Genomic DNA, 25,545 nt, shown 5'->3' with positions numbered 1-25,545 from the left:
GCACGGGCCATCCTCTTCATGTCCGAACTCCCCGCCTATCTGCACGACTATCGCCCGCGTTTTCGCCAGCCCAGTGCCGCGGACATGTGCGTTCAGGTTCCCTCGATGGCCGTGGAAGAGACCAACGAGAAGGTGATGGAGATCTTTTCCGCGCACAAGGACCTGATCAGCCTGCCGGTCGTCGAGGGCGACCGTCCGATCGGCCTGATCAACCGCGACATCTTCATGTCCGAGATGAGCAAGCCCTACCGCTGGGAAATCTACGGACGCAAGAACTGCATCGCCTTCATGGACAAGGCGCCGCTCATCGTCGATGCCGCCATGGGCATCGAGGAGCTGACCTTCAAGACCGTGGAGTACGGTGAGAAGGCACTGTCGGACGGTTTCATCGTGGCGCGCGAGGGCACTTTCGTCGGCGTGGGCCACGGCCTGCAGTTGATGCGCGTGGTGGCCGAGCTGCAGGCTGCGCGCAACCGCCAGGTGATGCACAGCATCGAATACGCGAGCGTGATCCAGCGCTCCATGCTGCGCGCCTCGCGCGATGCGCTGGTGCAGGCCCAGGCCGATGCCGACCTGGTGTGGGAACCGCGCGACGTGGTCGGCGGCGACTTCTACCAGTTCACCACCATGCCAGATGGCTGGTTTGCCACCGTGGCCGACTGCACCGGCCACGGCGTGCCCGGCGCCTTCATGACGCTGATTGCATCGAGCACACTGGGCAAGGCCATCGAGCAGTACGGCCCGCGCGATCCGGCGCAGCTGCTGTCCAGTGTCAACCGCAGCATCAAGCAGATGCTCGGCCAGATGGACGGCCAGGACGATACCCCGGGCTCCGATGACGGGATGGACGCCGCCTGCTTCTGGTATGCACCCGCCACGCGCGAGCTGCGTTTTGCCGGTGCCAACCTGTCGCTCTTCGTGCTGGCTCCCGGTGCGGACAGCGTGCAGGTGGTGGCCGGCGACCGCAAGGGCGTGGGCTATGTGGACAGCGATTTCGACCACACCTGGACCACGAGCACCGTGGCCCTTGCAGCCGGCAGCCTGGTGTTCGTGACCACCGATGGCCTCATCGACCAGGTGGGGGGCCCCAAGGCCATCACCTTCGGCAAGCGCCGCGTCCAGGAGGTGATCGTCGCCCAGCGCGACCAGACCCCCGCGCAGCTCAATGCCGCCATGCAGCAGGCGCTGCAGGACTGGCAAGGCAGCCACCAGCGCCGCGATGACCTGACCTTTTTCTGTTTCCGGGCTTGAGGCCATGGGCCAACCCGCACTGTGAAATCACGGATGGACAATCTCTACATACCCCCCACACCCAGCTCGCCGGAGGTGGACTTCAAATTCGACGAGAACACGCTCAGCCTGCGTGGCGAGTCGTACCCCGAGAACGCTGCCGCGTTCTTCGGTGACATCCTGCGCCAGCTCGAGGCCTACCTGGGCGCCTGCGACGGCCGCAAGATCACCGTCAGCATTGCGTTGGCGTACTTCAACAGCTCCAGCACGAAGATGCTGTTCAACCTGGTCGGCCTGCTCAGCGATGCGGCCGAAGCAGGCAACGAGGTGGTGCTCAACTGGTTCCACGACGAAGAGGACGATACGATCTTCGAATTCGGCCAGGAGCTCAAGGACGACTTCACGGCCATTCAGTTCGTCAACCACGCAGTGAAATCGGCGTGACGGGTTTCGATGTCCGACGCACCTGACCTGTTCGACGCCGAAAGCCGCGCCCTGCTGGCAGCGCGCCTTGCCTTCGATGATGCGGCCAGCCCCCCGGGCGCGCACCGCCAGGCCCTGGGCGAGCTGCTGACCTCCTATGAGCGCCTGCTGCGCGAGACGCGCCGCATGGTGCGGCGCAGCGACCGCGCCGAGCTCGAGATGAACCAGCTCAACCAGCGCCTGCAGGACCTCACCGGCCAGCTGGAATACCGCGCCACGCACGACCCGCTCACGGGCGTGCTCAACCGCGCGGCCATCATCGAGCGCTCCAACCGCTACCTGGCCAGCGACAGCCTGGCGCTGATCGTCCTTGACATCGACCATTTCAAGCGCGTCAACGATTCGTTCGGCCACCCGGTCGGCGACACCGTGATCTGCGGCGTGGTGGATTGCCTCAAGGGGGTGGCGCCCTCCATTGCGCAGATCGGGCGTGTGGGCGGTGAGGAATTCACCGCGCTGCTGCCCGGCCTGTCGCTCGAATCCGCGGCCCATGCGGCCGAGAGCATGCGCCGGGCCATCGCGGCCCATGATTTCCAGCTGCCCGACCGCAGCCGCGTGACCGCCAGCTTCGGGGTCAGCTGGCAGGTGCAGGGCAGCAGCTTCGACGCCGCCTACGGCAGCGCGGACGAGGCCCTCTACCAGGCCAAGCGCCGCGGCCGCAACCAGGTGGCCCGCGCGGCACTGGCTGAGGCTTGAGGACAAGCACCCCCTGAGGCGCTTCGCGCCTTCACCCCTTCCCGCATTGCTGCGCAATGCGGGAGGGACGCCCCGGTGCACGCAAACGAAGCGCCGCATACGCGGCTTGGCGGCCCTTGCACGGTGGGGCCGTGCCGGTTTTGTGCGCAGAGCCATGGGCTGCTGAAATGGCCTGGGCCACGGCTGCGTGGTGCGCGCTTGCCACAGGGTTGAATGGGCCCTGTTTTTTTCCTGAAAATACTGTATATTTTTCCAGTATCTACAAGGAGCCTTCCATGGAAGCCGTTGAAACCGTCTACACCGTTGCCCTGCGTGATTATCCCGAGCTGCCCTTGCGCGAGCGTAGCGCGGCCGAGAACCGGTACGCCCGGGTGCTGGAGCGCAAGCTCGGCGGCCCCGAGGTGGTGGCCGATGCGCTGCGTGCCGTGATGCTGCTCGAAGAGTCCGATGGCAGCGATGCCAGCGCCGAGGACCTGGCCCTGGCCCGGCAGTGGACCCGCGCGGCCCAGGCGGCCCGCGAGGCCGGCTACCAGGGCCTGGGCGAGGTGGATGGCGCGTACTTCGAAGTGCGCCTGTCCTGATGGGGTTCGGTGTGGACAGCCCCGCCCTGTGGTCGCTCGACCAGATCGCCATCGCCGTGTTCGGTGCCCTTGCGGTGTGGCTGTCCCAATCCACGCATGAAACGGCGCGCCGCTGTGCCTGCCTGGCCGGCCAGGCGGCGCAGCCCCTGGCGTTCTACACCGCCTGGCAGGCGCAGCACTGGGGCGGGCTGCTGCTGGCCCTGGTCTTCACGCTGGCCTGGGTGCGCGGGCTGTGGGTGCACTGGCTGGCGCCGCGCCGCCAGGCCGGGGTGGGCACCATCCAGATGGTGCCGGGGCACAAGGGCTGAGAACCTGCTCAAGATCTTTTTGCAGCCGCGTTGGAATGCAATCGGGATGAGTGGATGCTTCGGATGCGCGCATGGGCTGATGCCCATGCAAGCAGCCGGGGCGCCAACATTCCGAATTCATCGGACCGATTTCACTCCAACCCGCAGGGCAAGGCTCTTTTCGGGCGGTCTGCGGCGTTGCGGTGCTTGCCGATAGCCGAGCTGTTGGCTGCACCCCGAGCCTTGCATCCCATCCCGAAAAGGGACTTGCGCGGCTTCAAAAAGATCTTGAACAGGTTCTGAGGGCGGAGTGTTGGCTTCAGGCGCTGGAAGAGGGCGCCGCGCTGCCGGGTTGCTGCAATTGCGCGCGGTACTGCCCGGGCGGCATGCCGAACCAGCGCTTGCAGGCGCGGAACATGTTGCTCTGGTCGGCAAAGCCCAGCAGGTCGGCCACTTCGGTCAGGTTGCGGCGCGGGTCGGCCAGGTACTGGCGCGCCAGTTCGCAGCGCGTATCGTCCAGCAGCTGCTGGTAGGTGGCCGACTCGGCCTGCAGCCGGCGCTGCAGGGTGCGGTCGGTCATGTTCAGGCGCGTGGCGATGTCCTCGCGGCGCGGCTCGCCCTTGTGCAGGATGCGCGCCACCTCGTCGCGCACGCGCGTGCTCGCCAGCGAATGGCCCAGGTGGTCGAGCTCCGTTTCCACCAGGCGTTCGTGCATGGCCCACAGGCTGGGGTTGTGGGTGGGGATGTCGGCCAGCATGTCGGCTTCGGTCAGCAGGATGCGGCTGGCGGGCTGGCCAAAGCGCGGCATGGTCCTGAAGGCGGTTTCGTAGCGTGCCTGCATCCCGGGTGGCGGTGGCGGCGTGCTCAGCTCCACCGCCAGGGGCTGGATGTCGCAGCGCGTGAGCCAGCCGCACAGCGTGAACAGGGTGAGCAGCGCGTATTCCACGCGCTGGCGCGGCACCGGGCGCGTACCGCCGATGTGCTCTATGGAGAACCAGTAGCCGCGCGCGTCGCGCTCCAAGGCGAAGGCCGTGCAGTCGGAGATCACCGCCATGTGGCGCGTGAGGTGCTGAAAGCCCACCAGCAGGTTCGGGCCCGAGGCGAGCGCATAGCCCACCACGTCCACGTTGCCGTAGCGCGCGGTGAGCTGCGGGCACAGGCCCAGGTCCACCTTGCCGGAGCGCGCCACGGCCAGGTCCCACAGCTGGCTGATGCGGTCCACGTCCACGCGTGCGTGGGGTTGCTGCAGTGCGGCCAGGTCGATGCCGGCCTCGCTGCACAGCTCGGCCACGGGCAGGCCTTCGGCGGCCATCATGTCGGTGGTGCCGCGCACCCAGGCAGCGGAACTGGTACGGGGGGTCATCGGGTGGAAGTCACGGGCTGAAGGGGCTCAGGGTTTACGCCAGGTGGTGTCTGAAGTCAGTGTTTTGGCAAGGTTGCGATAGTAGCGAAAGGCCGGTCCCTTTCCACAATCGGCGGCGAGGTGGTTCCCTGTGGAACGTAACTGTACACAGAGGCACCACCCGTTCAAAAAACCCCCAAGGAGACAAGACATGGTCGATGCACGGTGGCGTGTTCAATGGTTGGGAGCTGTGGTGTCCGCACTGGCGCTGGCCGGTTGCGGCGGTGATTCGGGCAATCCGCCCGAGGTGCGCGAAACCGCGTATGGCATGGTGCGCGGCACGGACGCCAGCGCCAGCACGGGCACCTATTCGTGGAAGGGCATCCCCTTTGCCAGGCCACCCGTGGGCGAACTGCGCTGGCAGCCGCCAGTGGCGCCTGCAAGCTGGGCGGGCGAGCGCGATGCCACGCGCTTTGGCAATGCCTGCCTGCAGATGGGCCGGATGTACAGCCCCGGCGCCAACAACCGCTTCGACGACACCATCGGCCAGACCCTCGGCACGCCCGTGGGCAGCGAGGACTGCCTGACCCTGAACATCTGGCGCCCCGCAAGCAACCAGGACAATCTGCCCGTATTGCTGTTCCTGCACGGCGGCAGCGCCATCTCGGGCTACACGGCCGACCCGGTCTACGACGGCGCGGCGCTGGCCCGTGCCGCCAACGCCGTGGTGGTCACGGCCAACTACCGGCTCGATGTGCTGGGCTTCTTCCAGATGCCGCAGCTGCACACGGGTACGCAGCCCTATACATGCAACTATGCGCTGCTCGACAACGTGCAGGCGCTGTCCTTCATCCAGCGCAACATCGCCAGCTTTGGCGGCAATGCGGGCAATGTCACGCTGATGGGCCAGTCGGCCGGCGCCGGCAATGTGCTGGCATTGCTGACCTCGCCGCGGGCGGCGGGGCTGTTCCACAAGGCCCTGCCCATCAGCGGCGGCACTTCGCTGTCCAGCCAGTTGCCGGCAGGCTCCATTCCCACGCTGAACCCTGCGTCCAAATACGCAAGCCAGTCGGCCGCATTGCTCGCCGCCCTGGTGCAGGCCGATGGCCTGGCGGCCGACACCATGGGCGCCGCAGCCATCATTGCCGGCTGGACGCCGGCCCAGACCGCCAGCTACCTGCGCGGCAAGGACGGCCGCGTGGTCCTGCAGACGGTGCTGCGCGCCGGCCTCACGGGCTCCGGCCCCATCCCGGACAACGTGGTGCTGCCCGCCGATCCGATTGCCGAGATGGCGGCCGGCCGCTACCACAAGGTGCCGGTGCTGTCGGGCTACACGGCCGATGAGGCCAAGCTGTTCGCCCCCTTCCTGGCACTGCTGGGCGGCAAGCCGGGCATGAAGATCAGCGATGCCGAGCGCTTTGCGATGACGCAGGCCTTCAACCCCGATGCGCCGACCACGCTCACGGTGGCGGACATCATCGATCCGTCCTACCTGCCGGTCACGGCGCCCGGCACGGGCTACAACGCCCGCATGAAGCTCCTGGGCGGCGTGTTCATCGACCCGAGCCGCGACAACCTGCTCAATACGCTGCGCACCCAGCAGTCCAATGTCTGGAGCTACCAGTTCAACTGGGCCCAGCAGCCCGCGCCCTGGAACGATGTGTACGGCGCGGCCCACGGCTTCGACCTGCCTTTCGTGTTCGGCAACTTCGGCCCCTCGCTGCTGGCCAAGGCGGCCAACAGCACGGCCAACCAGCCCGGGCGCCTGGCGCTGTCGGCCGTGATGATGGACAGCGTGCGTGCCTTCGTGCACACCGGCAACCCCAACCATGCGGGCCTGGGCCAGGAATGGCAGCCCTGGCCGCGCAAGTTCATCTTCGATGCGGACCTGAAGGCCACGCGCCTGAGCCAGCAGTAAGGGCCTGAAGTCTGATGCTGCTTCCCATGTCTGTTCAAGTAGCGACCGTGGCCGTGAGGTATGCGCCCAGCGCATCGTCGTCCACGATGGCCACCTTGCCGAAATCGAGCGACACGATGCCCATGCCTTCGAGCGTGCGCAGCACGCGGTTGACCGTCTGGCGTGACAGGCCCACGAGCTGGCCCAGCTCGTCCTGCGTCAGGTTGAGCCGGCGCGTGCTGGGCCAGAACAGGCGGCTCAGGTACAGCGCCACGCGGTGCTCGGTGGACTGTGTGCGCCCGGCCTCGATGATGGTCATGGCCTGGCCGAGCCGCATGTTCAGGTGCAGCACCAGGAACTGGTTGAAGGCCAGGCTGGTGCCACGCAGTTCTTCGAAGACCGGCAGCGGCAGGCACATGAGCCGGGTAGGGCGCAGCGCGACCACATGGTATTTGCGCGGCTCGGGCTTCATGGCCGAGCCTTCGCCGAACCACTCGCCATCGGGCACGCCGATGAAGGCCGACGAGCGGCCGCGGCTGGCCGGGCTTTGCAGCATCACCAGGCCCGAGAGCACGGCATGCCAGCCCTGCACGGCGCTGCCGGCTGGCTTCATGACCTCGCCCTTGTCGCCGCTTTCCTCGAACACGTGGGCGCGCACGCGCTCCTGCGTGGCGGCCGGCAGCCCGGCAAACCAGGGCTGGGCGGTGATGAAGCGCTGGGCGTGCGGGGCGGTGCAGAGCATGCCGCGGATTGTCGCTGCAGCCCGCGCCGTTCAGGGTAATCCCTTGGCCTTTGTCGGGTGGGCGACAGGTGTTGGCGCGGCAGGCCCCGCGCTGCACACTGCGCAGCCAGCAAAGCCGCGTGGCACGCAGCCGAAAGGGGCGCTTCGGAGACCCCGCAGCAGGCCTGCGCGCGTTACGATGATTGCCACTTTCACCACAAAATCCAAGGAGCACACATGCTGGGCCTGATGCAGAGCCAACCCCTGTTGATCTCGTCGCTGATCGAGTTCGCCGAACGCCACCATGGCGACGCCGAGATCGTGTCGCGCCGGGTGGAGGGCGACATCCACCGCTACACCTACAAGGACCTGGCGCAGCGTGCACGCCGCCTGGCCAACGCCCTGGATGGCCTGGGCCTGGAGTTCAGCGACCGCGTAGCCACGCTGGCCTGGAATGGCTACCGCCACATGGAGATGTACTTCGGCGTCTCCGGCTCGGGCCGCGTGCTGCACACCATCAACCCGCGCCTGCACCCCGAGCAGATCGCCTGGATCGCCAACCATGCCGAAGACCAGGTGCTGTGCTTCGACATCACCTTCCTGCCCCTGGTGCAGGCAGTGCATGCCAAATGCCCCACCGTCAAGAAGTGGGTGGCGCTGTGCGATGCGGACAAGCTGCCTGCGGATTCGGGCATCCCCGGCCTCACGAGCTACGAGGCCTGGATCGGTGCGCAGTCGCCCGACTACGCCTGGCCCGAGTTCGACGAGAACTCGGCATCGAGCATGTGCTACACCAGCGGCACCACCGGCAACCCCAAGGCCGCGCTGTACAGCCACCGCTCGACCACGCTGCATGCCTACTCGGCGGCGCTGCCCGATGTGATGTGCCTGTCGGCCCGTGACTCGGTGCTGCCCGTGGTGCCCATGTTCCACGTCAACGCCTGGGGCATCCCGTACTCGGCCGCGCTCACCGGTTGCAAGCTGGTGTTCCCCGGCCCGGCCATGGATGGCAAGTCGATCTACGAACTGATCGAGGCCGAGAAGGTCACCTACGCCGCCGGTGTGCCCACCGTCTGGCAGATGATGCTGGGCCACATGAAGCCTGCGGGGCTGAAGTTCTCGACCCTCAGGCGCACCGTGATCGGCGGCTCGGCCTGCCCGCCGGCCATGATCCACGCCTTCAAGGAAGACTACGGCGTGGAGGTGCTGCATGCCTGGGGCATGACCGAGATGAGCCCGCTGGGCACGCTGTGCACCCTGAAGAACAAGCACCTGGAACTGCCCAAGGAAGAACAGATGAAGGTCCTGCTCAAGCAGGGCCGCGCGATCTACGGCGTGGACATGAAGATCGTCGGCGCCGATGGCGAAGAGCTGCCCTGGGATGGCAAGACCTACGGCGACCTGCTGGTCAAGGGTCCGTGGATCGTGGACAGCTACTTCAAGGGCGAGGGCGGCCACCCCCTGGTCAAGGACCAGCAGGGCCGCGGCTGGTTCCCCACGGGGGACGTGGCAACCATCGACGCCGATGGCTTCATGCAGATCACCGACCGCAGCAAGGACGTGATCAAGTCCGGCGGCGAGTGGATCAGCTCCATCGACATCGAGAACATCGCCATGGCCCACCCGGCCATCGCCATGGCGGCATGCGTGGGCATGCCGCATCCCAAGTGGGACGAACGCCCCATCGTGGCCGTGGTCAAGCGCCCGGGTGCCGAGGTGACGCGCGAGGAGCTGCTGGCCTTCTTCGAAGGCAAGACGGCCAAGTGGCAGATCCCCGACGACGTGGTCTTCGTGGAGGCGATTCCGCTGGGTGCCACCGGCAAGATGCTCAAGACAAAGCTGCGCGAGCAGCTCAAGGATTACAAGCTTCCGGGCCTGTGATCCAGATGGGGGCGGCGCTCGGGGGAGCGCTGCCCCAGTCACGTGTGCGACGCCGGTAGGGGCAATCCCTGAGGGTCGTATTGTTGCAACGCGGTACGCTGCGTTTTACCGATTTACAAGGAGACAAAACCATGAAATTCGCTATGAAGGCTGTAGCAGCCACCGTCCTGCTGGCAAGCGCTGGCGCGGCGTTCGCCCAAAAAGGTGAGACCGTCAAGATCGCCTGGCTCGACCCCCTGTCCGGCCTGATGGCGGCCGTGGGAACCAACCAGCTCAAGAGCTTCCAGTTCGTCTCCGAGGAGTTCAACAAGAAGAACGCTGCCGGCGTGAAGTTCGAGATCATCGGCATCGACAACAAACTGAGCCCACAGGAAACCACCAGCGCCCTGCGCTCGGCCATGGACCAGGGCGCGCGCTATGTGGTGCAGGGCAACGGCTCCGGCCCGGCCCTGGCGATCATGGACGCGCTGGAAAAGCACAACGCCCGCAACCCCGGCAAGGAAGTGCTGTTCCTGAACTACGCCGCCGTGGACCCGGACCTGACCAACAGCAAGTGCAGCTACTGGCACTTCCGCCTGGATGCGGACACCTCCATGAAGATGGAAGCGCTGACCACCTTCATGAAGGACCTGCCCGAGGTCAAGAAGGTCTACCTGATCAACCAGAACTACTCGCACGGCCACCAGGTCTCCAAGTTCGCCAAGGAAATCATGGCCCGCAAGCGCCCTGACGTGCAGTTCGTCGGCGACGACCTTCACCCCCTGGCCCAGGTGCGCGACTTCTCGCCCTACATCGCCAAGATCAAGCAGTCGGGCGCCGACAGCGTGATCACCGGCAACTGGGGTTCCGACCTGGCGCTCCTGATCAAGGCCGCCAACGACGCCGGCCTGAACAACGTCAACTTCTACACCTACTACGGCTCGGTCACGGGCAGCCCCACGGCCATGGGCGCCGCTGCCGCGGGCCGCGTGTACATGGTGGCCTATGCCCACATCAACCTGCCGGGCGAGCTCAACAAGATCGTGGTGGACTACAAGAAGAAGTTCAACGACGACATGTACACCGGCTCGGTCTACCACGCCTTCTCGATGCTCACCGATGCCTTCGTGAAGACCAAGTCCACCGACCCCGTGAAGGTGGCGGCAGCCCTGGAAGGCATGAAGTTCAAGAGCTTCAACGGCGAGGTCGAGATGCGCAAGGCTGACCACCAGCTGCAGCAGGGCCTGTTCATCTCCAAGTGGGAGAAGGCCGGCGGCAAGTTCCCGCTGGATTCGGAGAACACCGGCTACACCTTCGTGCCTGTGAAGTACTACGAGCCCTTCGTCGCCAGCACGCCCACTTCGTGCCAGATGAAGCGCCCATAAGGCCTTCGAGCGGCTAACAAAACTCTTCTGGCGTCGTTGCTGCGTCTTGTCGTACTACTCGTACTGCCTGCGACGCAGCGCCTGGCCAGAACCGCTTCGCTGAGTTTTGTGATCCGCTCTTGGTTGCTTCCGGAGGCCCGACCTGGCTCGGGCCTTTTTTTTACCCCTGTTCTGAAAACATTGCGATGAATCTTGAGTTTTTCGTGATCTCCCTGCTCAACGGCGTGAGCTACGGGCTGCTGCTGTTCATGCTGAGCTCGGGACTCACGCTGATTTTCAGCATGATGGGTGTGCTCAATTTTGCGCACACCAGCTTCTACATGCTGGGCGCGTATTTCGCGTACAGCATTTCCGGTGTGATCGGCTTCTGGCCGGCGCTGGTGATCGCTCCGCTGATCGTGTTCGCTCTGGGCGCCGCGTTCGAGCGCTACTGCCTGCGCCGCGTGCACAAGTTCGGCCACGTGCCCGAGCTGCTGGTGACCTTCGGGCTGTCCTACCTGATTCTTGAAGTCGTGCAGCTGGTCTGGGGGCGAGCCACGGTGCCCTACGGCCTGCCCGAGCAGCTGCAAGGCCCCCTGTTCAGCCTGTACGGCACGCAGTTCCCCAAGTCGCGTTCGTTCGTGATGCTGATCGCCATCCTGATGCTGCTGTCGGTCTGGCTGCTGCTCACGCGCACCCGCATCGGCCTGGTGATCCAGGCGGCGCTCAAGTACCCCGAGATGGTCGAGGCCCTGGGCCACAACGTGCCACGCGTGTTCATGCTGGTCTTCGGCGGCGGTGCGGCCCTGGCCGGGCTGGCCGGCGTGATCGGCGGCAACACCTACGTGACCGAGCCGGCGATGGCGGCGTCGGTCGGCTCCATCATCTTCGTGGTGGTGGTGGTCGGCGGCATGGGCTCGCTGGCGGGCGCCTTCCTGGCCTCGCTGCTCATCGGCCTGGTGCAGACCTTCGCGGTGGCGCTCGACTACTCGATGATCCATGTGCTGCGCCCCCTGGGCGTGGCCGTGACCGACCAGACCTTCGGCTACCCGCTGCTCAAGCTCACCATCTCGCAGGTGGCGCCCATCCTTCCGTACCTGTTCCTGGTGCTCATCCTGATCTTCCGTCCCAAGGGCCTGCTGGGCACGCGGGAGGACTGATGCCATGACCTCATCCACCACCACCCTCTCCGGCGCCGCACCGCACGCCAACCCGCCCGCCTCGCAGGGCGCGGGGCACTACCGCTTCAAGCCCTGGAACGTGGGCCGCTTCGTCATCTGGTCGCTGTTCGCCGCGATGCTGATCGTGGCGCCTCACGTGTTCACCAGCAGCCTGGCGCTGACCATGCTCTCGCAGATCGGCTACCTGATCATCATCTGCCTGTCCTACAACATCCTCTTGGGGCAGGGCGGCATGCTCAGCTTCGGGCACGCGGTGTACACCGGCCTGGGTTCCTTCATCGCCATCCATGCGATGAACCTGGCCGGCAAGGGCAGCCTGCCCATTCCGCTGGTGCTCATCCCCCTGGTGGGCGGCCTGGCGGGCATGTTCTTCGCGATCCTGCTGGGCTTCGTGACGACCAAGAAGTCGGGCACCACCTTCGCGATGATCACGCTCGGTATCGGCGAGCTCGTGGCGTCGATGGCGCTGATGTTCCCCGAGTTCTTCGGCGGCGAGGGTGGCATCACCACCGACCGCGTCTACGGCAAGCCCTTCTTCGGGCTGAACTTCGGCTCGGGCATGCAGGTGTACTACCTGATCGCGGTCTACTGCTTCGTCTGCACGGCGGCCATGTTCGCCTTCACCGGAACGCCGCTCGGGCGCATCCTGAACGCGGTGCGCGACAACCCCGAGCGTGTGGAGTTCATCGGCTACAACACGCAGCGCGTGCGCTACTTCGCCTTCATCATCGCGGGCTTCTTTGCCGGCATCGGCGGCGGGCTGGCCACCATCAACTTCGAGATCGTGACTGGTGCCGACAGCGTGAACGTGCTGCGCTCGGGCAGCTATCTGCTGTTCACCTTCCTGGGCGGGGCCACCTTCTTCTTCGGGCCCATCATCGGCGCCGTGCTGCTGGTGCTGGCCTCGGTGCTGCTGTCCGAGATCTCCAAGGCCTGGCTACTGTACCTGGGCCTGGTGTTCCTGTTCATGGTGATGTATGCGCCCGGCGGTATCGCCAGCCTGATCATGATGAACCTGCGCGTGGCCAAGTACGGCAAGCTGCGCCGGCTCTGGGTGTCCTACCTGGGCCTGGCGGGCACGGGCCTCGTGGCCGTGCTGGGCGCCGCCTGCATGGTCGAGATGACCTACCACCTGCAGCTCAACGCGGCCCTGGGCCCGGAGCTCAAGTTCATGGGCGCCATGATCAACGCCAAGGGCCTCACGGCCTGGTTCGGTGCGGGCTTCGTGTTCGCCACGGGCCTGGCACTGTTCGAGCTGTGCCGCCGGCAGTTCCTGCGCCAGTGGGGCAGCATCCAGGAAGAAATCGAACATGAAATCAAGCGGGGGGAGTCGGCGTGAGCAAGACCATGGCAGCAGCAAATCCCTCTTCCTCCTCGTCCTTCGCCCTGGAACTGCGTGACCTGCGCAAGAGCTTCGGCAAGACCGAGATCATCCGCGGCGCCAACCTGGCGGTGGCGCCCGGCGAACGCGTGGCCATCATCGGCCCCAACGGCGCCGGCAAGTCAACCCTGTTCAACCTGATCAGCGGGCGCTTTGCGCCCACCAGCGGCGACGTCATCCTCAACGGCCAGCGCATCAACGGCCTGGCCCCGTACGAGATCAACCGCATGGGGCTGTCGCGCAGCTTCCAGATCACGAACATCTTCCCCAAGCTGAGCGTGTTCGAGAACCTGCGCTGCGGCGTGCTCTGGAGCATGGGCTACCGCTACACCTTCCTGCGCTTCCTGTCGAACCTGCACGATGCCAACCAGCGGGCCAAGGAGCTCATGGAGATGATCAAGCTCGACAAGAAGCGCGACACGCTGGCTATGAACCTGACCTATGCGGAGCAGCGCGCGCTGGAGATCGGCATCACCATTGCCGGCGGCGCCAACGTGATCCTGCTGGACGAGCCCACGGCCGGCATGAGCAAGAGCGAGACCACGCGCTTCATCCACCTCATCAAGGAGGTGACCGAAGGCCGCACCCTGCTCACCGTGGAGCACGACATGGGCGTGGTGTTCGGCCTTGCCGACAAGATCGCCGTGGTGGTCTATGGCGAGGTGATCGCCTTCGATACCCCCGACAAGGTGCGCGCCAATGCGCGCGTGCAGGAGGCCTACCTGGGTTCCGTGGTGGCCGATGAGCAGGGCGCAGGACACTGATTGACTATGCTGAAAATTGACAACCTCCACGCCTACTACGGCAAGAGCCATGTGCTGCATGGCGTGAGCTTCGACGTGCAGCCCGGCGAGATCGTGGCGCTGCTGGGGCGCAACGGCTCGGGCCGGTCGACCACCGCCAAGGCCATCATGGGCCTGGTGGACTGGGAGGGCACGCTGCAGTTCAAGGGCCAGGACCTCAACGGCAGGAAGGCCTACGAGATCGCCCACCTGGGCCTGGGCTATGTGCCCGAGAGCCGCGACGTGTTCCCCAACCTCACCGTGCACCAGAACCTGCTGCTGGGCCAGAAGGGGCGCGGCAAGGGCAGCCGCTGGTCCTTCGACGACATGTACGAGCTGTTCCCGCGCCTCAAGGAGCGCCAGCACACCGAGGCCGGCGTGATGTCGGGCGGCGAGCAGCAGATGCTCACGCTGTGCCGCACGCTCATGGGCGACCCGGACCTGATCATCATCGACGAGCCCACCGAGGGCCTGGCGCCCAAGATCGTCGAACTCGTGGGCCAGTACCTGCAGACCATCAAGGCGCGCGGCATCTCGGTGCTGCTGATCGAGCAGAAGCTGACCATCGCGATGAAGATCTCGGACCGCGCGCTGGTGATGGGCCACGGCTCCATCGTCTTCCAGGGCACGCCCGACAGCCTGCGCGCCGACAACTACATCCGGAAAGAATGGCTCGAAGTCTGACGACTTGGACCAGATGCACGGCCAGGAGGCGCCTGACAGATGCTCATGGCGCCTCTTTTTTTGCCGGGCAGGGCGGTTTGGTGGTCAACCCCCATGTCCCCACCGGGACAAATTGACACGCCAGCGCCGCGCGAAGTCTCTACAATAAAAACGCACGATCGTTCTTTTTCACTCTCCAAGGAACAACAGCATGACCGCTGAATACAAAGTCCACGGCTCCGTCGCCGTGATCACCCTGGCCAATCCTCCCGTCAATGGACTGGGCCTGGCCACCCGCCAGGGCATCGTGGACGGCCTCGGCCGTGCCAATGCCGATGCAGCGGTCAGCTCCATCGTCATCACCGGTGCCGGTAGTGCGTTTTCCGGCGGTGCCGACATCAAGGAGTTCGGCACCGACAAGTCGCTGCAGGAGCCGAATCTGCTGTCGGTGATCGCCGCCATCGAGAATTCGGCCAAGCCGGTCGTCGCCGCCATGCACACCGTCGCCATGGGCGGCGGTCTGGAGCTGGCCCTGGGCTGCCACTACCGCATTGCGGCACCTGGCTGCTCCATCGCGTTGCCTGAAGTGAAACTGGGCCTGATCCCCGGCGCCGGCGGCACGCAGCGCCTGCCGCGCGTGATCGGTGTCGAAGCCGCCCTGAACCTCATCGTGAGCGGTGAGCCCGTCAAGAGCGAAATGATCGGCGCCGTGCCCGGCCAGAAGCTGTTCGACAAGATGGCTGCCTCGGCCGAGGCCCTGGCCGCCGACGCTCTGGCCTTTGCCCAGAGCGTGGCCGACGTGCGCCCCCTGCCGCTGGTGCGCAACCTGCCCTGCAAGCACCCCGAGGGCGACGCGTACTTCCAGTTCGCGCGCAACATGGTCAAGGGCATGGCCAAGAACTACCCCGCGCCCGCCAAGTGCGTGGATGCGGTCGAAGCCGCCACCAAGCGCAAGTTCGCCGACGGCATGCTGTTCGAGCGCGAGATCTTCATCAACCTGATGTGGACGCCCGAGTCGCGCGCCCTGCGCCACCTGTTCATGGCCGAGCGCGCCGCGTCCAAGATCCCCGACGTGCCGTCCGACACGCCCAAGCGCGAAATCAAGTCGGTGGCCGTGATCGGCGCCGGCACCATGGGTGGCGGCATCTCCATGAACTTCCTGAACGCGGGCATCCCCGTCAAGATCCTGGAGACCAAGCAGGAAGCCCTGGACCGCGGCATCGCCACGATCAAGAAGAACTACGAAGCCCAGGTCAAGAAGGGCAAGCTCAAGGAAGACAAGTACGCGCAGCGCATGGCCCTGTTGACGACCACGCTCGACTACGCCGACCTCAAGGACGCCGACCTCGTGATCGAGGCCGTGTTCGAGGAGCTGGGCGTCAAGGAAACCGTGTTCAAGCAGCTCGATGCCTTGATGAAGCCCGGCGCCATCCTCGCCTCCAACACCTCCACGCTGGACGTGGACAAGATCGCCGCCTTCACCAAGCGCCCTGAAGACGTGGTGGGCATGCACTTCTTCAGCCCCGCCAACGTGATGAAGCTGCTGGAAGTGGTGCGCGGCGCCAAGACCGGCAAGGACGTGCTGGCCACAGTGATGGCCGTGGCCAAGAAGATCAAGAAGACCGCCGTGGTCTCGGGCGTGTGCGACGGCTTCATCGGCAACCGCATGATCGAGCAGTACAGCCGCCAGGCCGGCTTCCTGCTGGACGAAGGCGCAACGCCCCAGCAGGTGGACAAGGCCGTCGAGAAGTTCGGCTTTGCCATGGGCCCGTTCCGCATGGGCGACCTGGCCGGCAACGACATCGGCTGGGCGATCCGCAAGCGCCGCGCCGTCGAGCGCGCCGACATGAAGTACAGCCGCACGGCCGACAAGCTCTGCGAGCTGGGCCGCTTCGGTCAGAAGACCGGCGCAGGCTGGTACGACTACCAGGCCGGCAAGCGCGATGCGATCCCGAGCGAGCTGGTCAACAAGATGATCGAAGACCACCGCAAGGAGTTGGGCATCACGCCGCGCAAGATCTCCGATGAGGAAATCGTGCAGCGCCTGGTGTTCGCCCTGGTCAACGAAGGTGCGCACATCCTGGAAGACGGCATCGCCAGCAAGTCCGGCGACATCGACATGGTCTACCTCACGGGCTATGGTTTCCCCATCTACCGTGGCGGCCCCATGCACTACGCCAGCGAAGTGGGCCTGTTCAACGTGGTGCAGGCCATGGACCGCTTTGCCAAGAACCCCAACGACGATGCGGCGTTCTGGAAGCCCGCTCCGCTGCTGGCCAAGCTGGCGGCCGAAGGCAAGGCATTCGCCTGAGCGAGCAGAACAGATTGATGCAGTGAAGCCGCTCCGGATGCGCGTGCCCAAGGCCGCCACACCGGTGCGTTCCACCCCTGAAAGGATTTTTCCATGACCTCCGCAGTGATCGTTTCCACCGCCCGTACCCCGCTCGCCAAGAGCTGGAAGGGTGCCCTCAACATGACCCATGGCGCCACGCTGGGCGGCCATGCCGTCAAGCACGCCATCGAGCGCGCCGGCATCGACGGTGCCGACGTCGAAGACGTCATCATGGGCTGTGCCAACCCCGAAGGCGCCACCGGCGCCAACATCGCGCGCCAGATCGCGCTGGCCGCCGGCCTGCCGGTGACGGCATCGGGCGTCACGGTCAACCGTTTCTGCTCCTCGGGCCTGCAGACCATCGCCATGGCAGCCCAGCGCATCATCGCCGGCGAAGCCGACGTGTACGTGGCCGGCGGCGTGGAAAGCATCTCCTGCGTGCAGCAGGAAATGAACATCCACATGCTGCGCGACCTGGCCCTGGACAAGGTCAAGCCCGAGATCTACTGGAGCATGCTGCAGACCGCCGAGCAGGTGGCCAAGCGCTACAACATCGGCCGTGAAGCCATGGACGAGTACGGCGCCGCCAGCCAGCAAAAGGCCTGCGCCGCCCAGGCCGCCGGCCTGTTCGATGCCGAGATCGCTCCCATCACCGTGACGGCCGGCGTGGCCGACAAGACCCTGGGCCTGATCACCAAGCAGGTGACCCTGTCCAAGGACGAAGGCACGCGCGAAGGCACGACGGTCGAGTCCATCAGCGGCCTGCGCTCGGCACTGCCCGGCGGCCTGATCTCGGCCGGCAATGCCAGCCAGTTCTCCGACGGCGCCGGCGCCTGCGTGGTGGTGAGCGAAGAGTACGCCAGCAAGAAGGGCTTGAAGCCCCTGGGCCGTTTCCTCGGTTTTGCCGTGGCCGGCTGCGAGCCCGACGAAATGGGCATCGGCCCCGTGTTCGCCGTGCCCAAGGTGCTCAAGAAGCTGGGCCTCACGGTCAACGACATCGACCTTTGGGAGCTGAACGAAGCCTTTGCCGTGCAGGTGATCTACTGCCGCGACAAGCTCGGCATCCCTGCCGACCGCCTGAACGTGAACGGCGGTGCCATCGCCGTGGGCCACCCCTATGGCGTGTCGGGCCAGCGCCTGACCGGCCACGCCCTGATCGAAGGCAAGCGCCGCGGCGCCAAGCGCGTGGCGGTGACCATGTGCATCGGCGGCGGCATGGGCGCTGCAGGCATCTTCGAAGTGCTCTGATGGATGCCCGGTGAGTGGGCGCACGCAGGCGTTACGGCGTTTACGTTTGCTCACACCGGGTTTGGTGACAATGCAGGCGGCTGCGGGAGCGGCCAGCCTGCGGGCGGTGCGCGGCCATGGCTGCGCACCGTTCCGGGCCCAGAAAAATCACCATTCCACCAAGAGAGATCCATCCATGTTCACGAAGGTTTGCGCAGCCCTGGCCGTTCTGGTCGTTTCCACTGCGGGTGTTGCCCACGCGCAGAGCTACCGGCTCAACCAGCCGCTGGCCGATGACCCCGACACCATCCTGCAGGAGATCGCCGTCACGCCCGAGCGCACCACGGCGACCATCGTGCTGCGCAACACCAGCAAAGACACCATCGAGGCCTGCGCGCATGCCACGGCCCGTCCCGAGTCGTTCTCGATCAAGGACCTGGATACCGGCAAGGTCTGGAAACAGCTGGGCTCCAGCGGCCTCAAGGCCTGCGACGACGGCATGGACACCATCCGGCCCGGCAACCGCAAGATCCTGAAGGTCCAGTTCCCCGGCCTGCCGGCCACGGCGCGGCGCCTGCAACTGGGCGAGAACAACTGCCAGCCCAAGCCCGAGGACGACATGGACTACTGGTGCTTTGCCGAAGTCGTCCTGAACCAAAAGAAGTAGCCGCCGCCAGGCAGGCAAGCGCCGCCCCGTGCGGTGGTGCTGTGGGCCGGTGGTGCACCCCGCGCTGCGTGCGCGTTTTCTCCAGGGTTTTCACACATGAGCTACCGTCCCACCGTCGAATTCCTTCTCTACCAGTGGCTTGACGCCCAGAACCTGCCCGGGCGCGAGCGCTTTGCCGACCATTCGCGCGACACCTTCGACGCCGTGCTCGACACCTGCGAGCGCATCGCGCGCGAGAAGTACGCACCGTTCAACCGCACGGTCGACACGCAGGAACCGCAGTTCGATGGCGACAAGGTCATCCTGCCGCAGTGCACCTACGATGCGCAGAAGGCCTATGCCGCCTCGGGCATGCTCAGCGCCGCGCAGGACTACGACATCGGCGGCATGCAGCTGCCCTACACGGTGGAGGCGGCGGCCAACAGCTTCTTCGGCCTGGCGTCCATCAGCATGGGCTCGGGCCTGCTCACGGTGGGCAATGCCAACCTGCTCATGGTGCATGGCACCGAGGTGCAGCAGAAGGTGTTCGCGCTCAACGAATTCTCGGGACGCTTCTCGGGCACCATGTGCCTGTCGGAGCCGCAGGCCGGCTCCAGCCTGAGCGACGTGGCCACGCGCGCCGTGCCCGATGGCGAAGGTTATGAAAGCGACCCGCTGGGCCCGCGCTACCGCCTCAAGGGCAACAAGATGTGGATCTCGGCCGGTGAGCATGAGCTCACCGAGAACATCATCCACCTGGTGCTGGCCAAGATCCCCGGGCCCGATGGCAAGCTGGTGCCCGGCACCCGCGGCATCTCGCTGTTCATCGTGCCCAAGAAGCTGGTGGACACCGAGGGCAATCTGACCGGCGTGCGCAACGACGTGGCGCTGGCGGGCCTGAACCACAAGCTCGGCTGGCGCGGCACCACCAACACGCTGCTCAACTTCGGCGAGGGCAAGTACCCGGTCGATGGCGAGGCCGGCGCCGTGGGTTACCTGGTCGGCCAGGCCGGCAAGGGCCTGCATTGCATGTTCCACATGATGAACGAGGCGCGTATCGGCATCGGCATGGCGGCCACCATGCTGGGCCTGGCAGGCTACTACGCCAGCCTCGACTACGCGAAGAACCGCCCCCAGGGCCGCCCGGTGCAGAATCCCAAGGACAAGGATGCCGCGGCCGCCGCCGTGGTCAAGGATGTGGCCCAGCCGCAGGTGCGCATCATCGAGCATGCCGACGTCAAGCGCATGCTGCTGGCGCAGAAGTCCTATGGCGAGGGCGCGCTCGCGCTCAACCTGTTCTGCGCGCGCCTGGTGGACGAGCAGGCCACGGGCGATTCGGCCGCCGCCGACGAGGCGCGCCTGCTGCTGGAAGTGCTCACTCCCATCGCCAAGAGCTGGCCCAGCGAATGGTGTCTGGAGGCCAACAGCCTGGCCATCCAGATCCATGGCGGCTACGGCTACACGCGCGACTTCCCGGTGGAGCAGTACTGGCGCGACAACCGCCTGAACATGATCCACGAGGGCACGCACGGCATCCAGGCCATGGACCTGCTGGGCCGCAAGGTGCTGATGGAAAACGGCCGCGGCCTGCAATTGCTGGCCGCCCGCATCAACGCCACCATCGAGCGCGCCATCCAGGTGCCCGAACTTGCTGCGCACGCCAATGCCCTGGGCAGCGCGCTGCAGCAGGTGGGCGCCGCCACCAAGGCCGCCTGGTCCACCGGCCGGCCCACCGATGCACTGGCCAATGCCGTGCCCTACATGCAGGCCTTCGGCCACATGGTGCTGGCCTGGGTCTGGCTGGACGTGGCCCTGGCCACGCTGCAGGCCGATGCGCAGCTCGCACAGGCCGCCAGCATGGGCAGAATGGGGTCCATGCGCTTCTTCTTCCACTACGAGCTGCCCAAGATCGGTGCCTGGCTGCAGGTCGTGAGCAGACGCGACCCGACCTGCGCCGAGTTCCCCGAAGAGGCCTTCTGATGCCCGCGCAGCGCACCCTGGAGCGCATGCACCAGCTCATCTGGGCACTGATCTACGGCGGCCTGCTCGCGCTGGTCCTCGGAATTGCCACGGCAGCAGCGGACGAGCCGCTGGGCTGGTCGCTGGGCCTGGCGGGCGGCGCCCTGGTGGCGGCGGGCCTGGTGCTCATCGGCGTGCGCTCGCGCCTCAAGTCCGACGGGTGACAAGGCCGCCCGGTTTTGCGCCGCACAATGCCGGGGCAAGCTTTCCTTTCCCGCGCGGGGCCTGAAAGGCCCTGGGCCCTCCCTCTACGACAACCCAAGGAGACGACGACATGACCACCCGCACCATCCAACAACTGTTCGACCTGAGCGGCAAGACCGCCCTGGTGACCGGCGGCTCGCGTGGCCTGGGCCTGCAACTGGCGCAGGCGCTGGGCGAGGCCGGCGCCAAGGTGCTGCTGAGCTCGCGCAAGGCCTCCGACCTGGAAGAGGCCGCCGCCGAGCTCAAGGCCGCCGGCATCGATGCGCAATGGATCGCGGCCGACTGTGCCAACGAAGCCGATATCCGCCGCCTGGCCGACGAGACCCTGGCGCGCCTGGGCCATGTGGACATCCTGCTCAACAACGCGGGCGCCGCATGGGGTGCGCCGGCCGAAGACCACCCCGTGGAGGCCTGGGACAAGGTCATGAACCTCAATGTGCGCGGCTACTTCATCCTGTCGCAGCATATCGCCAAGCACAGCATGATCGGCCGCCGCAGCGGCAGCATCATCAACGTGGCGTCCATCGCCGGCCTGGGCGGCAACCCCAAGGGCATGAACACCATTGCTTACAACACCTCCAAGGGTGCGGTGATCAACTTCACGCGTGCGCTGGCCGCCGAATGGGGCCAATATGGCATCCGCGTCAACGCCATCTGCCCCGGTTTCTTCCCGAGCAAGATGACGGTGGGCACCCTGAAGGCCATGGGCGAGGAGGCCCTGGCTGCCCACGCCCCACTGGGCCGCCTGGGCGACGACGAGGACCTCAAGGGCCTGTGCGCGCTGTATGCCTCGGACGCCGGCAAGCACATCACCGGCCAGTGGCTGGCCGTCGATGGCGGTGTGAGCATCGTCACCGGAGGCTGAGGCCAGCGCCTGCGCGCCGATGGCGCGCAGGCCGGCTGCCGGGCGGCTCCAGCGGGGCTATGCTTGCAGCCTTTTCTCTTTGCATTCTGGAGTTGCCTGTGCTGAATTTCGGTGTTCCCATTCCTTTCGTCAGCCACCTGGGCTTCACGCTGCACCGCATGGCGCAGGGCGAGTCGGAGCTGCGTTACGAGGCGGCGCCCGAGCACCGCAATTCGTTCGATGTCACGCACGGCGGCGCCACCATGACCCTGCTGGACGTGGCCATGGCCACGGCAGCGCGCAGCGAGACACCCGACCACGGCGTGGTCACCATCGAGATGAAGACCAGCTTCATGCAGGCCGCACGCGGCCCGCTGGTGGCCAAGGGCCGCCTGCTGCACCGCACGGCCTCGATGGCCTTCACCGAAGGTTCGGTCTACGACGCCGAGGGACGCCTGTGCAGCCATGCCACCGGCACCTTCAAGTACGTGCGCCGCGCGGTCGATCCGGCCACCGGCCAACCGCTGAAGTCGATTGCGAGCGACTGAGCTCTTCCCTGAGAGGCCATGGGCCTCTCCACCATCCCCCATTTGTTTTTCAAGGAGTTCCCCATGGCCCGCAACCAACAGATCGTGCTCGACAACCGCCCGCAGGGTGAGGCCGTTGCCGGCAACTTCAAGCTCGTGGCCAGCGACACGCCCGCGCTGCAGGACGGCCAGGTGCTGGTGCGCCACCACTACCTGAGCCTGGACCCCTACATGCGCGGCCGCATGAACGAGAGCAAGAGCTACGCGGCCTCGCAGGCGCTGGGCGAAGTCATGATCGGCGGCACCGTGGGCGAGGTGGCCGAAAGCCGTAACCCCAAATACGCCGTGGGCGACAAGGTCGTCGGCATGGGCGGCTGGCAGGAGTACAGCGTGGTCGATGCCAATACCCCGGGCGCGCTGCGCAAGGTGGACACCACGCATGTGCCGCTGTCGCACTACCTGGGCGCCGTGGGCATGCCCGGCGTGACGGCCTGGTACGGCCTGGTCAAGATCATCGCCCCCAAGGAGGGTGACACCGTGGTGGTGAGCGCTGCCACCGGCGCCGTCGGCAGCGCCTTCGCGGCCCTGGCCAAGGCGCGTGGCTGCCGTGCCGTGGGCATTGCTGGCGGTGCCGACAAGTGCCGCTATGCGGTCGAGGAACTGGGCTTCGACGCCTGCATCGACTACAAGGCGCACGGCGACGTGAAGGCCCTGTCCAAGGCGCTGAAGGAAGCCTGCCCGAACGGCATCGATGGCTATTTCGAGAACGTGGGCGGCTGGATCATGGACGCCGTGATGCTGCGCATGAACGCCTTCAGCCGCGTGGCCCTGTGCGGCATGATCGCCGGCTACGATGGCCAGCCCCTGCCCATGGCCAACCCCGCGCTGATGCTGATCAACCGCATGAAGATCGAAGGCTTCATCGTCAGCGAGCACATGGAAGTCTGGCCCGATGCGCTGAAGGAGCTGGGCACCCTGGTGGGCACCGGCAAGCTGCGCCCGCGCGAGACTATTGCAGAGGGCATCGCCGCCGCGCCCGAGGCCTTCCTGGGCCTGCTCAAGGGCAAGAACTTCGGCAAGCAACTGGTCAAACTGATCTGAAGGAGCGCACCTGCACATGGCGTCGATGAACCTGCACTGGAAATGGGCCCGCTTCGATGACCTCGGCGTGCATGCCCTGCACGACGCCCTGGCCCTGCGCTGCAAGGTCTTCATCCTGGAGCAGGGCCCCTACCAGGATCCGGACGGGGCCGACAAGCAGTCCTGGCACCTGCTGGGCTACGATGGCGCTGGTGCGCTGCAGGCCTGCCTGCGCGTGGTGGACCCGGGCGTGAACTACCCCGAGCCGTCCATCGGCCGTGTGGTGACCGCCAAGGAGGCCCGCGGCGGCGGCACAGGGCGCCTCTTGATGCAGGAGGGCCTGGAACGCTGCCGCCAGGTGTGGCCGGGCCGCAGTGTGCGCATCAGCGCCCAGGCGCACCTGCAGCGCTTTTACGGCAGCCTGGGTTTCGTGGCGGTGTCGGACGAGTACCTCGAGGACGACATCCCCCATATCGAAATGCTGTGGAGTTCCCCACCATGACCGCTCTGTCCGCGACCGTCTCCGCCACGCACACCGTCTTCAACCAGAGCACGCCGCTGGCGGATGTGAACCTGTTCACCTCCAACCGGCCGCTGCAGGATGCGGTGCACCTGCACGCGCCCGCGCTGGACCGCCGCGCACTCACGGCATTGGGCGCCGAGATGGGATCGGCAGAGATGCTGGAGCATGCGCGCCTGGCCAACACCCACAAGCCGGTGCTGCACACCCACGACCGTGTGGGCCGCCGCACCGATGCGGTGAAGTTCCACCCCAGCTACCACGCACTCATTGGCTCCGCCCTGCGCCACGGCCTGCATGCCACGCCCTGGTCGCGCACGGATGCCGGGGCCGCCCATGCGCACCTGGAGCGCGCGGCCGGCTTCATGCTCTTCACCGAGACCGAGCCCTCGGTGCTCTGCCCGGTTTCCATGAGCTATGCCGTGACCCCGGCGCTGCGCGGCAACGCGGCTGTGTGGACCGATTGGAGCGCTGGCCTGGCCAGCACCCGCTACGACCCGCGCCTGGCGCTGTTCTCGCAGAAGTCCGCGCTCACCATGGGCATGGGCATGACCGAGAAGCAGGGCGGCTCGGACGTGCGCGCCAACACCACGCAGGCTGTGGCCGACGGCAACGATGCCTGGGGTGCGCGCTACCGGCTCACGGGCCACAAATGGTTCTTCTCGGCCCCCATGTGCGATGCCTTCCTGGTGCTGGCCCAGGCGCCGGGCGGGCTCACCTGCTTCTTCCTGCCGCGGGTACTGCCAGGAGAGTGCGAAAACGGCAGCCTCAACGCCATCCGCGTCCAGCGCCTCAAGGACAAGCTGGGCAACCATGCCAACGCCAGTTCCGAGGTCGAGTTCACCGAGGCCCTGGCCTGGCGCGTGGGCGAGGAGGGGCGCGGCGTGGCCCAGATCCTGGAGATGGGCACCATGACGCGGCTCGATTGCGCCCTGGGCACCAGCGGCCTCATGCGCCAGGCGCTGTCGCTGGCCCTGCACCACACGCGCCAGCGCATGGCCTTTGGCAAGAAGCTCATCGACCAGCCGCTGATGCGCAACGTGCTGGCCGACCTAGCGCTGGAGAGCGAGGCCGCCACGGCCCTGGCGATCCGCCTGGCCAGCGCCTTCGACAGGAAGGACAGCGACGCGCACGAAGCCGTGATGGCGCGCCTGCTCACACCCGTGGCCAAGTTCTGGACCTGCAAGCGCGGCAGCACTTTTGCGCAGGAGGCCATGGAATGCCTGGGCGGCAACGGCTATGTGGAAGAGGGCGGCGAAGGCACCATGGCGCGCATCTACCGCGAGATGCCGCTCAACTCCATCTGGGAAGGCGCGGGCAACATCATGGCGCTGGACCTGCTGCGCGCCGTGCGCCGCGCCGACACCGCGGCTGCGCTGGCCGACGAACTGGCCCCCGCTCGTGGCGCCCACCCTGCGCTGGACCGCCTGGCCAGCGCATTGCCCTTGCGCGTGGATGCCATGACCACCGAAGCCGAGGCCCGGCGCCTGGCGCAGGACGTGGCCCTGGCCGTACAGGCCGCGCTGCTGTACCAAAGTGCGCCGGCCAGCGTGTTCGGTGCCTTCTGCGATGCGCGCCTGGGTGGCGACTGGGGCTACAGCTTCGGTACGCTGGGCGCCGGTGTGGATTTCGACGCGCTGCTGGAGCGCGCGCTGCCTGCTTGAGCCCCGCGACGTAC

Annotated in this window: 24 protein-coding genes; 22 read left to right on the top strand and 2 right to left on the bottom strand. The window is 66.4% G+C overall.

Going from position 1 to position 25,545, the window contains the following annotated elements; genetic code table 11:
• The first annotated feature begins 18 nt into the window (after positions 1-18).
• The 5 genes from AC07X5_RS12745 to AC07X5_RS12725 all read left to right on the top strand — a co-directional run bounded on the left by AC07X5_RS12745 (position 19) and on the right by AC07X5_RS12725 (position 3,298).
• Positions 19-1,251 (top strand): SpoIIE family protein phosphatase, encoded by a 1,233-nt coding sequence (locus tag AC07X5_RS12745; RefSeq protein WP_494770464.1) that lies wholly within the window; start codon positions 19-21, stop codon positions 1,249-1,251.
• Between the two features lie 33 nt (positions 1,252-1,284).
• A complete protein-coding gene (locus AC07X5_RS12740; protein WP_409957639.1) occupies positions 1,285-1,674 on the top strand; it encodes a DUF1987 domain-containing protein in 390 nt (129 codons plus the stop codon).
• Positions 1,675-1,683: 9 nt separating this feature from the next.
• A complete protein-coding gene (locus tag AC07X5_RS12735; protein WP_409957640.1) occupies positions 1,684-2,409 on the top strand; it encodes a GGDEF domain-containing protein in 726 nt (241 codons plus the stop codon).
• A gap of 275 nt (positions 2,410-2,684) precedes the next feature.
• Positions 2,685-2,990, top strand: coding sequence for a hypothetical protein (locus AC07X5_RS12730; protein WP_409957641.1), 306 nt, complete (start codon positions 2,685-2,687; stop codon positions 2,988-2,990).
• A gap of 11 nt (positions 2,991-3,001) precedes the next feature.
• Positions 3,002-3,298, top strand: a complete 297-nt coding sequence (locus AC07X5_RS12725; RefSeq protein ID WP_494770463.1) for a hypothetical protein — start codon at positions 3,002-3,004, stop codon at positions 3,296-3,298.
• A gap of 298 nt (positions 3,299-3,596) precedes the next feature.
• On the opposite strand, the gene AC07X5_RS12720 is transcribed toward AC07X5_RS12725, so the two are convergent.
• Entirely contained in the window at positions 3,597-4,640 is a 1,044-nt protein-coding gene (locus AC07X5_RS12720) for an AraC family transcriptional regulator (protein ID WP_494770462.1), read from the bottom strand.
• 190 nt (positions 4,641-4,830) lie between these two features.
• Between AC07X5_RS12720 and AC07X5_RS12715 the strand changes: the two genes are divergently transcribed.
• A complete protein-coding gene (locus tag AC07X5_RS12715) occupies positions 4,831-6,537 on the top strand; it encodes a carboxylesterase/lipase family protein (RefSeq protein WP_494770461.1) in 1,707 nt (568 codons plus the stop codon).
• Positions 6,538-6,571: 34 nt separating this feature from the next.
• Here AC07X5_RS12715 and AC07X5_RS12710 read toward each other — a convergent pair whose 3' ends face one another.
• Positions 6,572-7,258 (bottom strand): Crp/Fnr family transcriptional regulator, encoded by a 687-nt coding sequence (locus AC07X5_RS12710; protein WP_409957645.1) that lies wholly within the window; start codon positions 7,256-7,258, stop codon positions 6,572-6,574.
• Between the two features lie 216 nt (positions 7,259-7,474).
• Between AC07X5_RS12710 and AC07X5_RS12705 the strand changes: the two genes are divergently transcribed.
• From AC07X5_RS12705 to AC07X5_RS12630, 16 genes are all read left to right on the top strand, one after another.
• Positions 7,475-9,118 (top strand): 3-(methylthio)propionyl-CoA ligase, encoded by a 1,644-nt coding sequence (locus tag AC07X5_RS12705; protein ID WP_494770460.1) that lies wholly within the window; start codon positions 7,475-7,477, stop codon positions 9,116-9,118.
• Between the two features lie 131 nt (positions 9,119-9,249).
• The gene (locus AC07X5_RS12700; RefSeq protein WP_494770459.1) at positions 9,250-10,482 is read left to right on the top strand and encodes a branched-chain amino acid ABC transporter substrate-binding protein; all 1,233 of its coding nucleotides are present in this window, start codon (positions 9,250-9,252) and stop codon (positions 10,480-10,482) included.
• Between the two features lie 185 nt (positions 10,483-10,667).
• Complete coding sequence (locus AC07X5_RS12695) at positions 10,668-11,621, top strand: branched-chain amino acid ABC transporter permease (RefSeq protein WP_409957648.1); 954 nt, start codon at positions 10,668-10,670, stop codon at positions 11,619-11,621.
• A 4-nt stretch (positions 11,622-11,625) separates the two neighbouring features.
• Entirely contained in the window at positions 11,626-12,981 is a 1,356-nt protein-coding gene (locus tag AC07X5_RS12690) for a branched-chain amino acid ABC transporter permease (protein WP_494770458.1), read from the top strand.
• An 8-nt stretch (positions 12,982-12,989) separates the two neighbouring features.
• Complete coding sequence (locus AC07X5_RS12685) at positions 12,990-13,787, top strand: ABC transporter ATP-binding protein (protein WP_494770682.1); 798 nt, start codon at positions 12,990-12,992, stop codon at positions 13,785-13,787.
• Positions 13,788-13,793: 6 nt separating this feature from the next.
• Positions 13,794-14,489, top strand: a complete 696-nt coding sequence (locus AC07X5_RS12680; protein WP_494770457.1) for an ABC transporter ATP-binding protein — start codon at positions 13,794-13,796, stop codon at positions 14,487-14,489.
• A 190-nt stretch (positions 14,490-14,679) separates the two neighbouring features.
• The gene (locus AC07X5_RS12675; protein ID WP_494770456.1) at positions 14,680-16,779 is read left to right on the top strand and encodes a 3-hydroxyacyl-CoA dehydrogenase NAD-binding domain-containing protein; all 2,100 of its coding nucleotides are present in this window, start codon (positions 14,680-14,682) and stop codon (positions 16,777-16,779) included.
• A 93-nt stretch (positions 16,780-16,872) separates the two neighbouring features.
• On the top strand, positions 16,873-18,048 hold the full coding sequence (locus AC07X5_RS12670) for an acetyl-CoA C-acyltransferase (protein WP_409957653.1): 1,176 nt from the start codon (positions 16,873-16,875) through the stop codon (positions 18,046-18,048).
• Positions 18,049-18,223: 175 nt separating this feature from the next.
• A complete protein-coding gene (locus AC07X5_RS12665) occupies positions 18,224-18,694 on the top strand; it encodes a hypothetical protein (RefSeq protein ID WP_494770455.1) in 471 nt (156 codons plus the stop codon).
• A gap of 96 nt (positions 18,695-18,790) precedes the next feature.
• Positions 18,791-20,653 (top strand): acyl-CoA dehydrogenase family protein, encoded by a 1,863-nt coding sequence (locus tag AC07X5_RS12660; protein ID WP_494770454.1) that lies wholly within the window; start codon positions 18,791-18,793, stop codon positions 20,651-20,653.
• Positions 20,653-20,856: a hypothetical protein gene (locus tag AC07X5_RS12655; RefSeq protein ID WP_409955534.1), complete on the top strand. Its 204-nt coding sequence runs from the start codon at positions 20,653-20,655 to the stop codon at positions 20,854-20,856. The genes AC07X5_RS12660 and AC07X5_RS12655 overlap by 1 nt, the downstream gene beginning before the upstream one ends.
• A 110-nt stretch (positions 20,857-20,966) precedes the next feature.
• Positions 20,967-21,761, top strand: a complete 795-nt coding sequence (locus AC07X5_RS12650; RefSeq protein WP_494770453.1) for an SDR family oxidoreductase — start codon at positions 20,967-20,969, stop codon at positions 21,759-21,761.
• Between the two features lie 98 nt (positions 21,762-21,859).
• The gene (locus tag AC07X5_RS12645) at positions 21,860-22,288 is read left to right on the top strand and encodes a PaaI family thioesterase (protein WP_494770452.1); all 429 of its coding nucleotides are present in this window, start codon (positions 21,860-21,862) and stop codon (positions 22,286-22,288) included.
• Positions 22,289-22,351: 63 nt separating this feature from the next.
• Positions 22,352-23,368 carry an NADP-dependent oxidoreductase gene (locus AC07X5_RS12640; protein WP_494770451.1) on the top strand — a complete coding sequence of 339 codons (1,017 nt, stop codon included), beginning with the start codon at positions 22,352-22,354 and terminating at the stop codon, positions 23,366-23,368.
• 25 nt (positions 23,369-23,393) lie between these two features.
• Positions 23,394-23,849, top strand: a complete 456-nt coding sequence (locus AC07X5_RS12635; RefSeq protein ID WP_409960584.1) for a GNAT family N-acetyltransferase — start codon at positions 23,394-23,396, stop codon at positions 23,847-23,849.
• Positions 23,846-25,531 (top strand): isovaleryl-CoA dehydrogenase, encoded by a 1,686-nt coding sequence (locus AC07X5_RS12630; protein ID WP_494770450.1) that lies wholly within the window; start codon positions 23,846-23,848, stop codon positions 25,529-25,531. The genes AC07X5_RS12635 and AC07X5_RS12630 overlap by 4 nt, the downstream gene beginning before the upstream one ends.
• Positions 25,532-25,545 lie beyond the last annotated feature (14 nt).

This window comes from Acidovorax sp. GW458-11-26-14-TSB4 (assembly GCF_059423865.1).
This window is presented reverse-complemented; position numbering and strand designations above follow the sequence as displayed.

Bases quoted from the DNA above. Each gene is read 5' to 3' on its own strand.
- AC07X5_RS12665 (WP_494770455.1), top strand. From the start codon at position 18,224: ATGTTCACGAAGGTTTGCGCAGCCCTGGCCGTTCTGGTCGTTTCCACT.
- AC07X5_RS12650 (WP_494770453.1), top strand. From the start codon at position 20,967: ATGACCACCCGCACCATCCAACAACTGTTCGACCTGAGCGGCAAGACC.
- AC07X5_RS12635 (WP_409960584.1), top strand. From the start codon at position 23,394: ATGAACCTGCACTGGAAATGGGCCCGCTTCGATGACCTCGGCGTGCAT.
- AC07X5_RS12680 (WP_494770457.1), top strand. From the start codon at position 13,794: ATGCTGAAAATTGACAACCTCCACGCCTACTACGGCAAGAGCCATGTG.
- AC07X5_RS12685 (WP_494770682.1), top strand. From the start codon at position 12,990: ATGGCAGCAGCAAATCCCTCTTCCTCCTCGTCCTTCGCCCTGGAACTG.
- AC07X5_RS12720 (WP_494770462.1), bottom strand. From the start codon at position 4,640: ATGACCCCCCGTACCAGTTCCGCTGCCTGGGTGCGCGGCACCACCGAC.
- AC07X5_RS12670 (WP_409957653.1), top strand. From the start codon at position 16,873: ATGACCTCCGCAGTGATCGTTTCCACCGCCCGTACCCCGCTCGCCAAG.
- AC07X5_RS12640 (WP_494770451.1), top strand. From the start codon at position 22,352: ATGGCCCGCAACCAACAGATCGTGCTCGACAACCGCCCGCAGGGTGAG.
- AC07X5_RS12710 (WP_409957645.1), bottom strand. From the start codon at position 7,258: ATGCTCTGCACCGCCCCGCACGCCCAGCGCTTCATCACCGCCCAGCCC.
- AC07X5_RS12735 (WP_409957640.1), top strand. From the start codon at position 1,684: ATGTCCGACGCACCTGACCTGTTCGACGCCGAAAGCCGCGCCCTGCTG.
- AC07X5_RS12700 (WP_494770459.1), top strand. From the start codon at position 9,250: ATGAAATTCGCTATGAAGGCTGTAGCAGCCACCGTCCTGCTGGCAAGC.
- AC07X5_RS12715 (WP_494770461.1), top strand. From the start codon at position 4,831: ATGGTCGATGCACGGTGGCGTGTTCAATGGTTGGGAGCTGTGGTGTCC.
- AC07X5_RS12740 (WP_409957639.1), top strand. From the start codon at position 1,285: ATGGACAATCTCTACATACCCCCCACACCCAGCTCGCCGGAGGTGGAC.
- AC07X5_RS12655 (WP_409955534.1), top strand. From the start codon at position 20,653: ATGCCCGCGCAGCGCACCCTGGAGCGCATGCACCAGCTCATCTGGGCA.
- AC07X5_RS12690 (WP_494770458.1), top strand. From the start codon at position 11,626: ATGACCTCATCCACCACCACCCTCTCCGGCGCCGCACCGCACGCCAAC.
- AC07X5_RS12705 (WP_494770460.1), top strand. From the start codon at position 7,475: ATGCTGGGCCTGATGCAGAGCCAACCCCTGTTGATCTCGTCGCTGATC.
- AC07X5_RS12730 (WP_409957641.1), top strand. From the start codon at position 2,685: ATGGAAGCCGTTGAAACCGTCTACACCGTTGCCCTGCGTGATTATCCC.
- AC07X5_RS12660 (WP_494770454.1), top strand. From the start codon at position 18,791: ATGAGCTACCGTCCCACCGTCGAATTCCTTCTCTACCAGTGGCTTGAC.
- AC07X5_RS12630 (WP_494770450.1), top strand. From the start codon at position 23,846: ATGACCGCTCTGTCCGCGACCGTCTCCGCCACGCACACCGTCTTCAAC.
- AC07X5_RS12675 (WP_494770456.1), top strand. From the start codon at position 14,680: ATGACCGCTGAATACAAAGTCCACGGCTCCGTCGCCGTGATCACCCTG.
- AC07X5_RS12695 (WP_409957648.1), top strand. From the start codon at position 10,668: ATGAATCTTGAGTTTTTCGTGATCTCCCTGCTCAACGGCGTGAGCTAC.
- AC07X5_RS12745 (WP_494770464.1), top strand. From the start codon at position 19: ATGTCCGAACTCCCCGCCTATCTGCACGACTATCGCCCGCGTTTTCGC.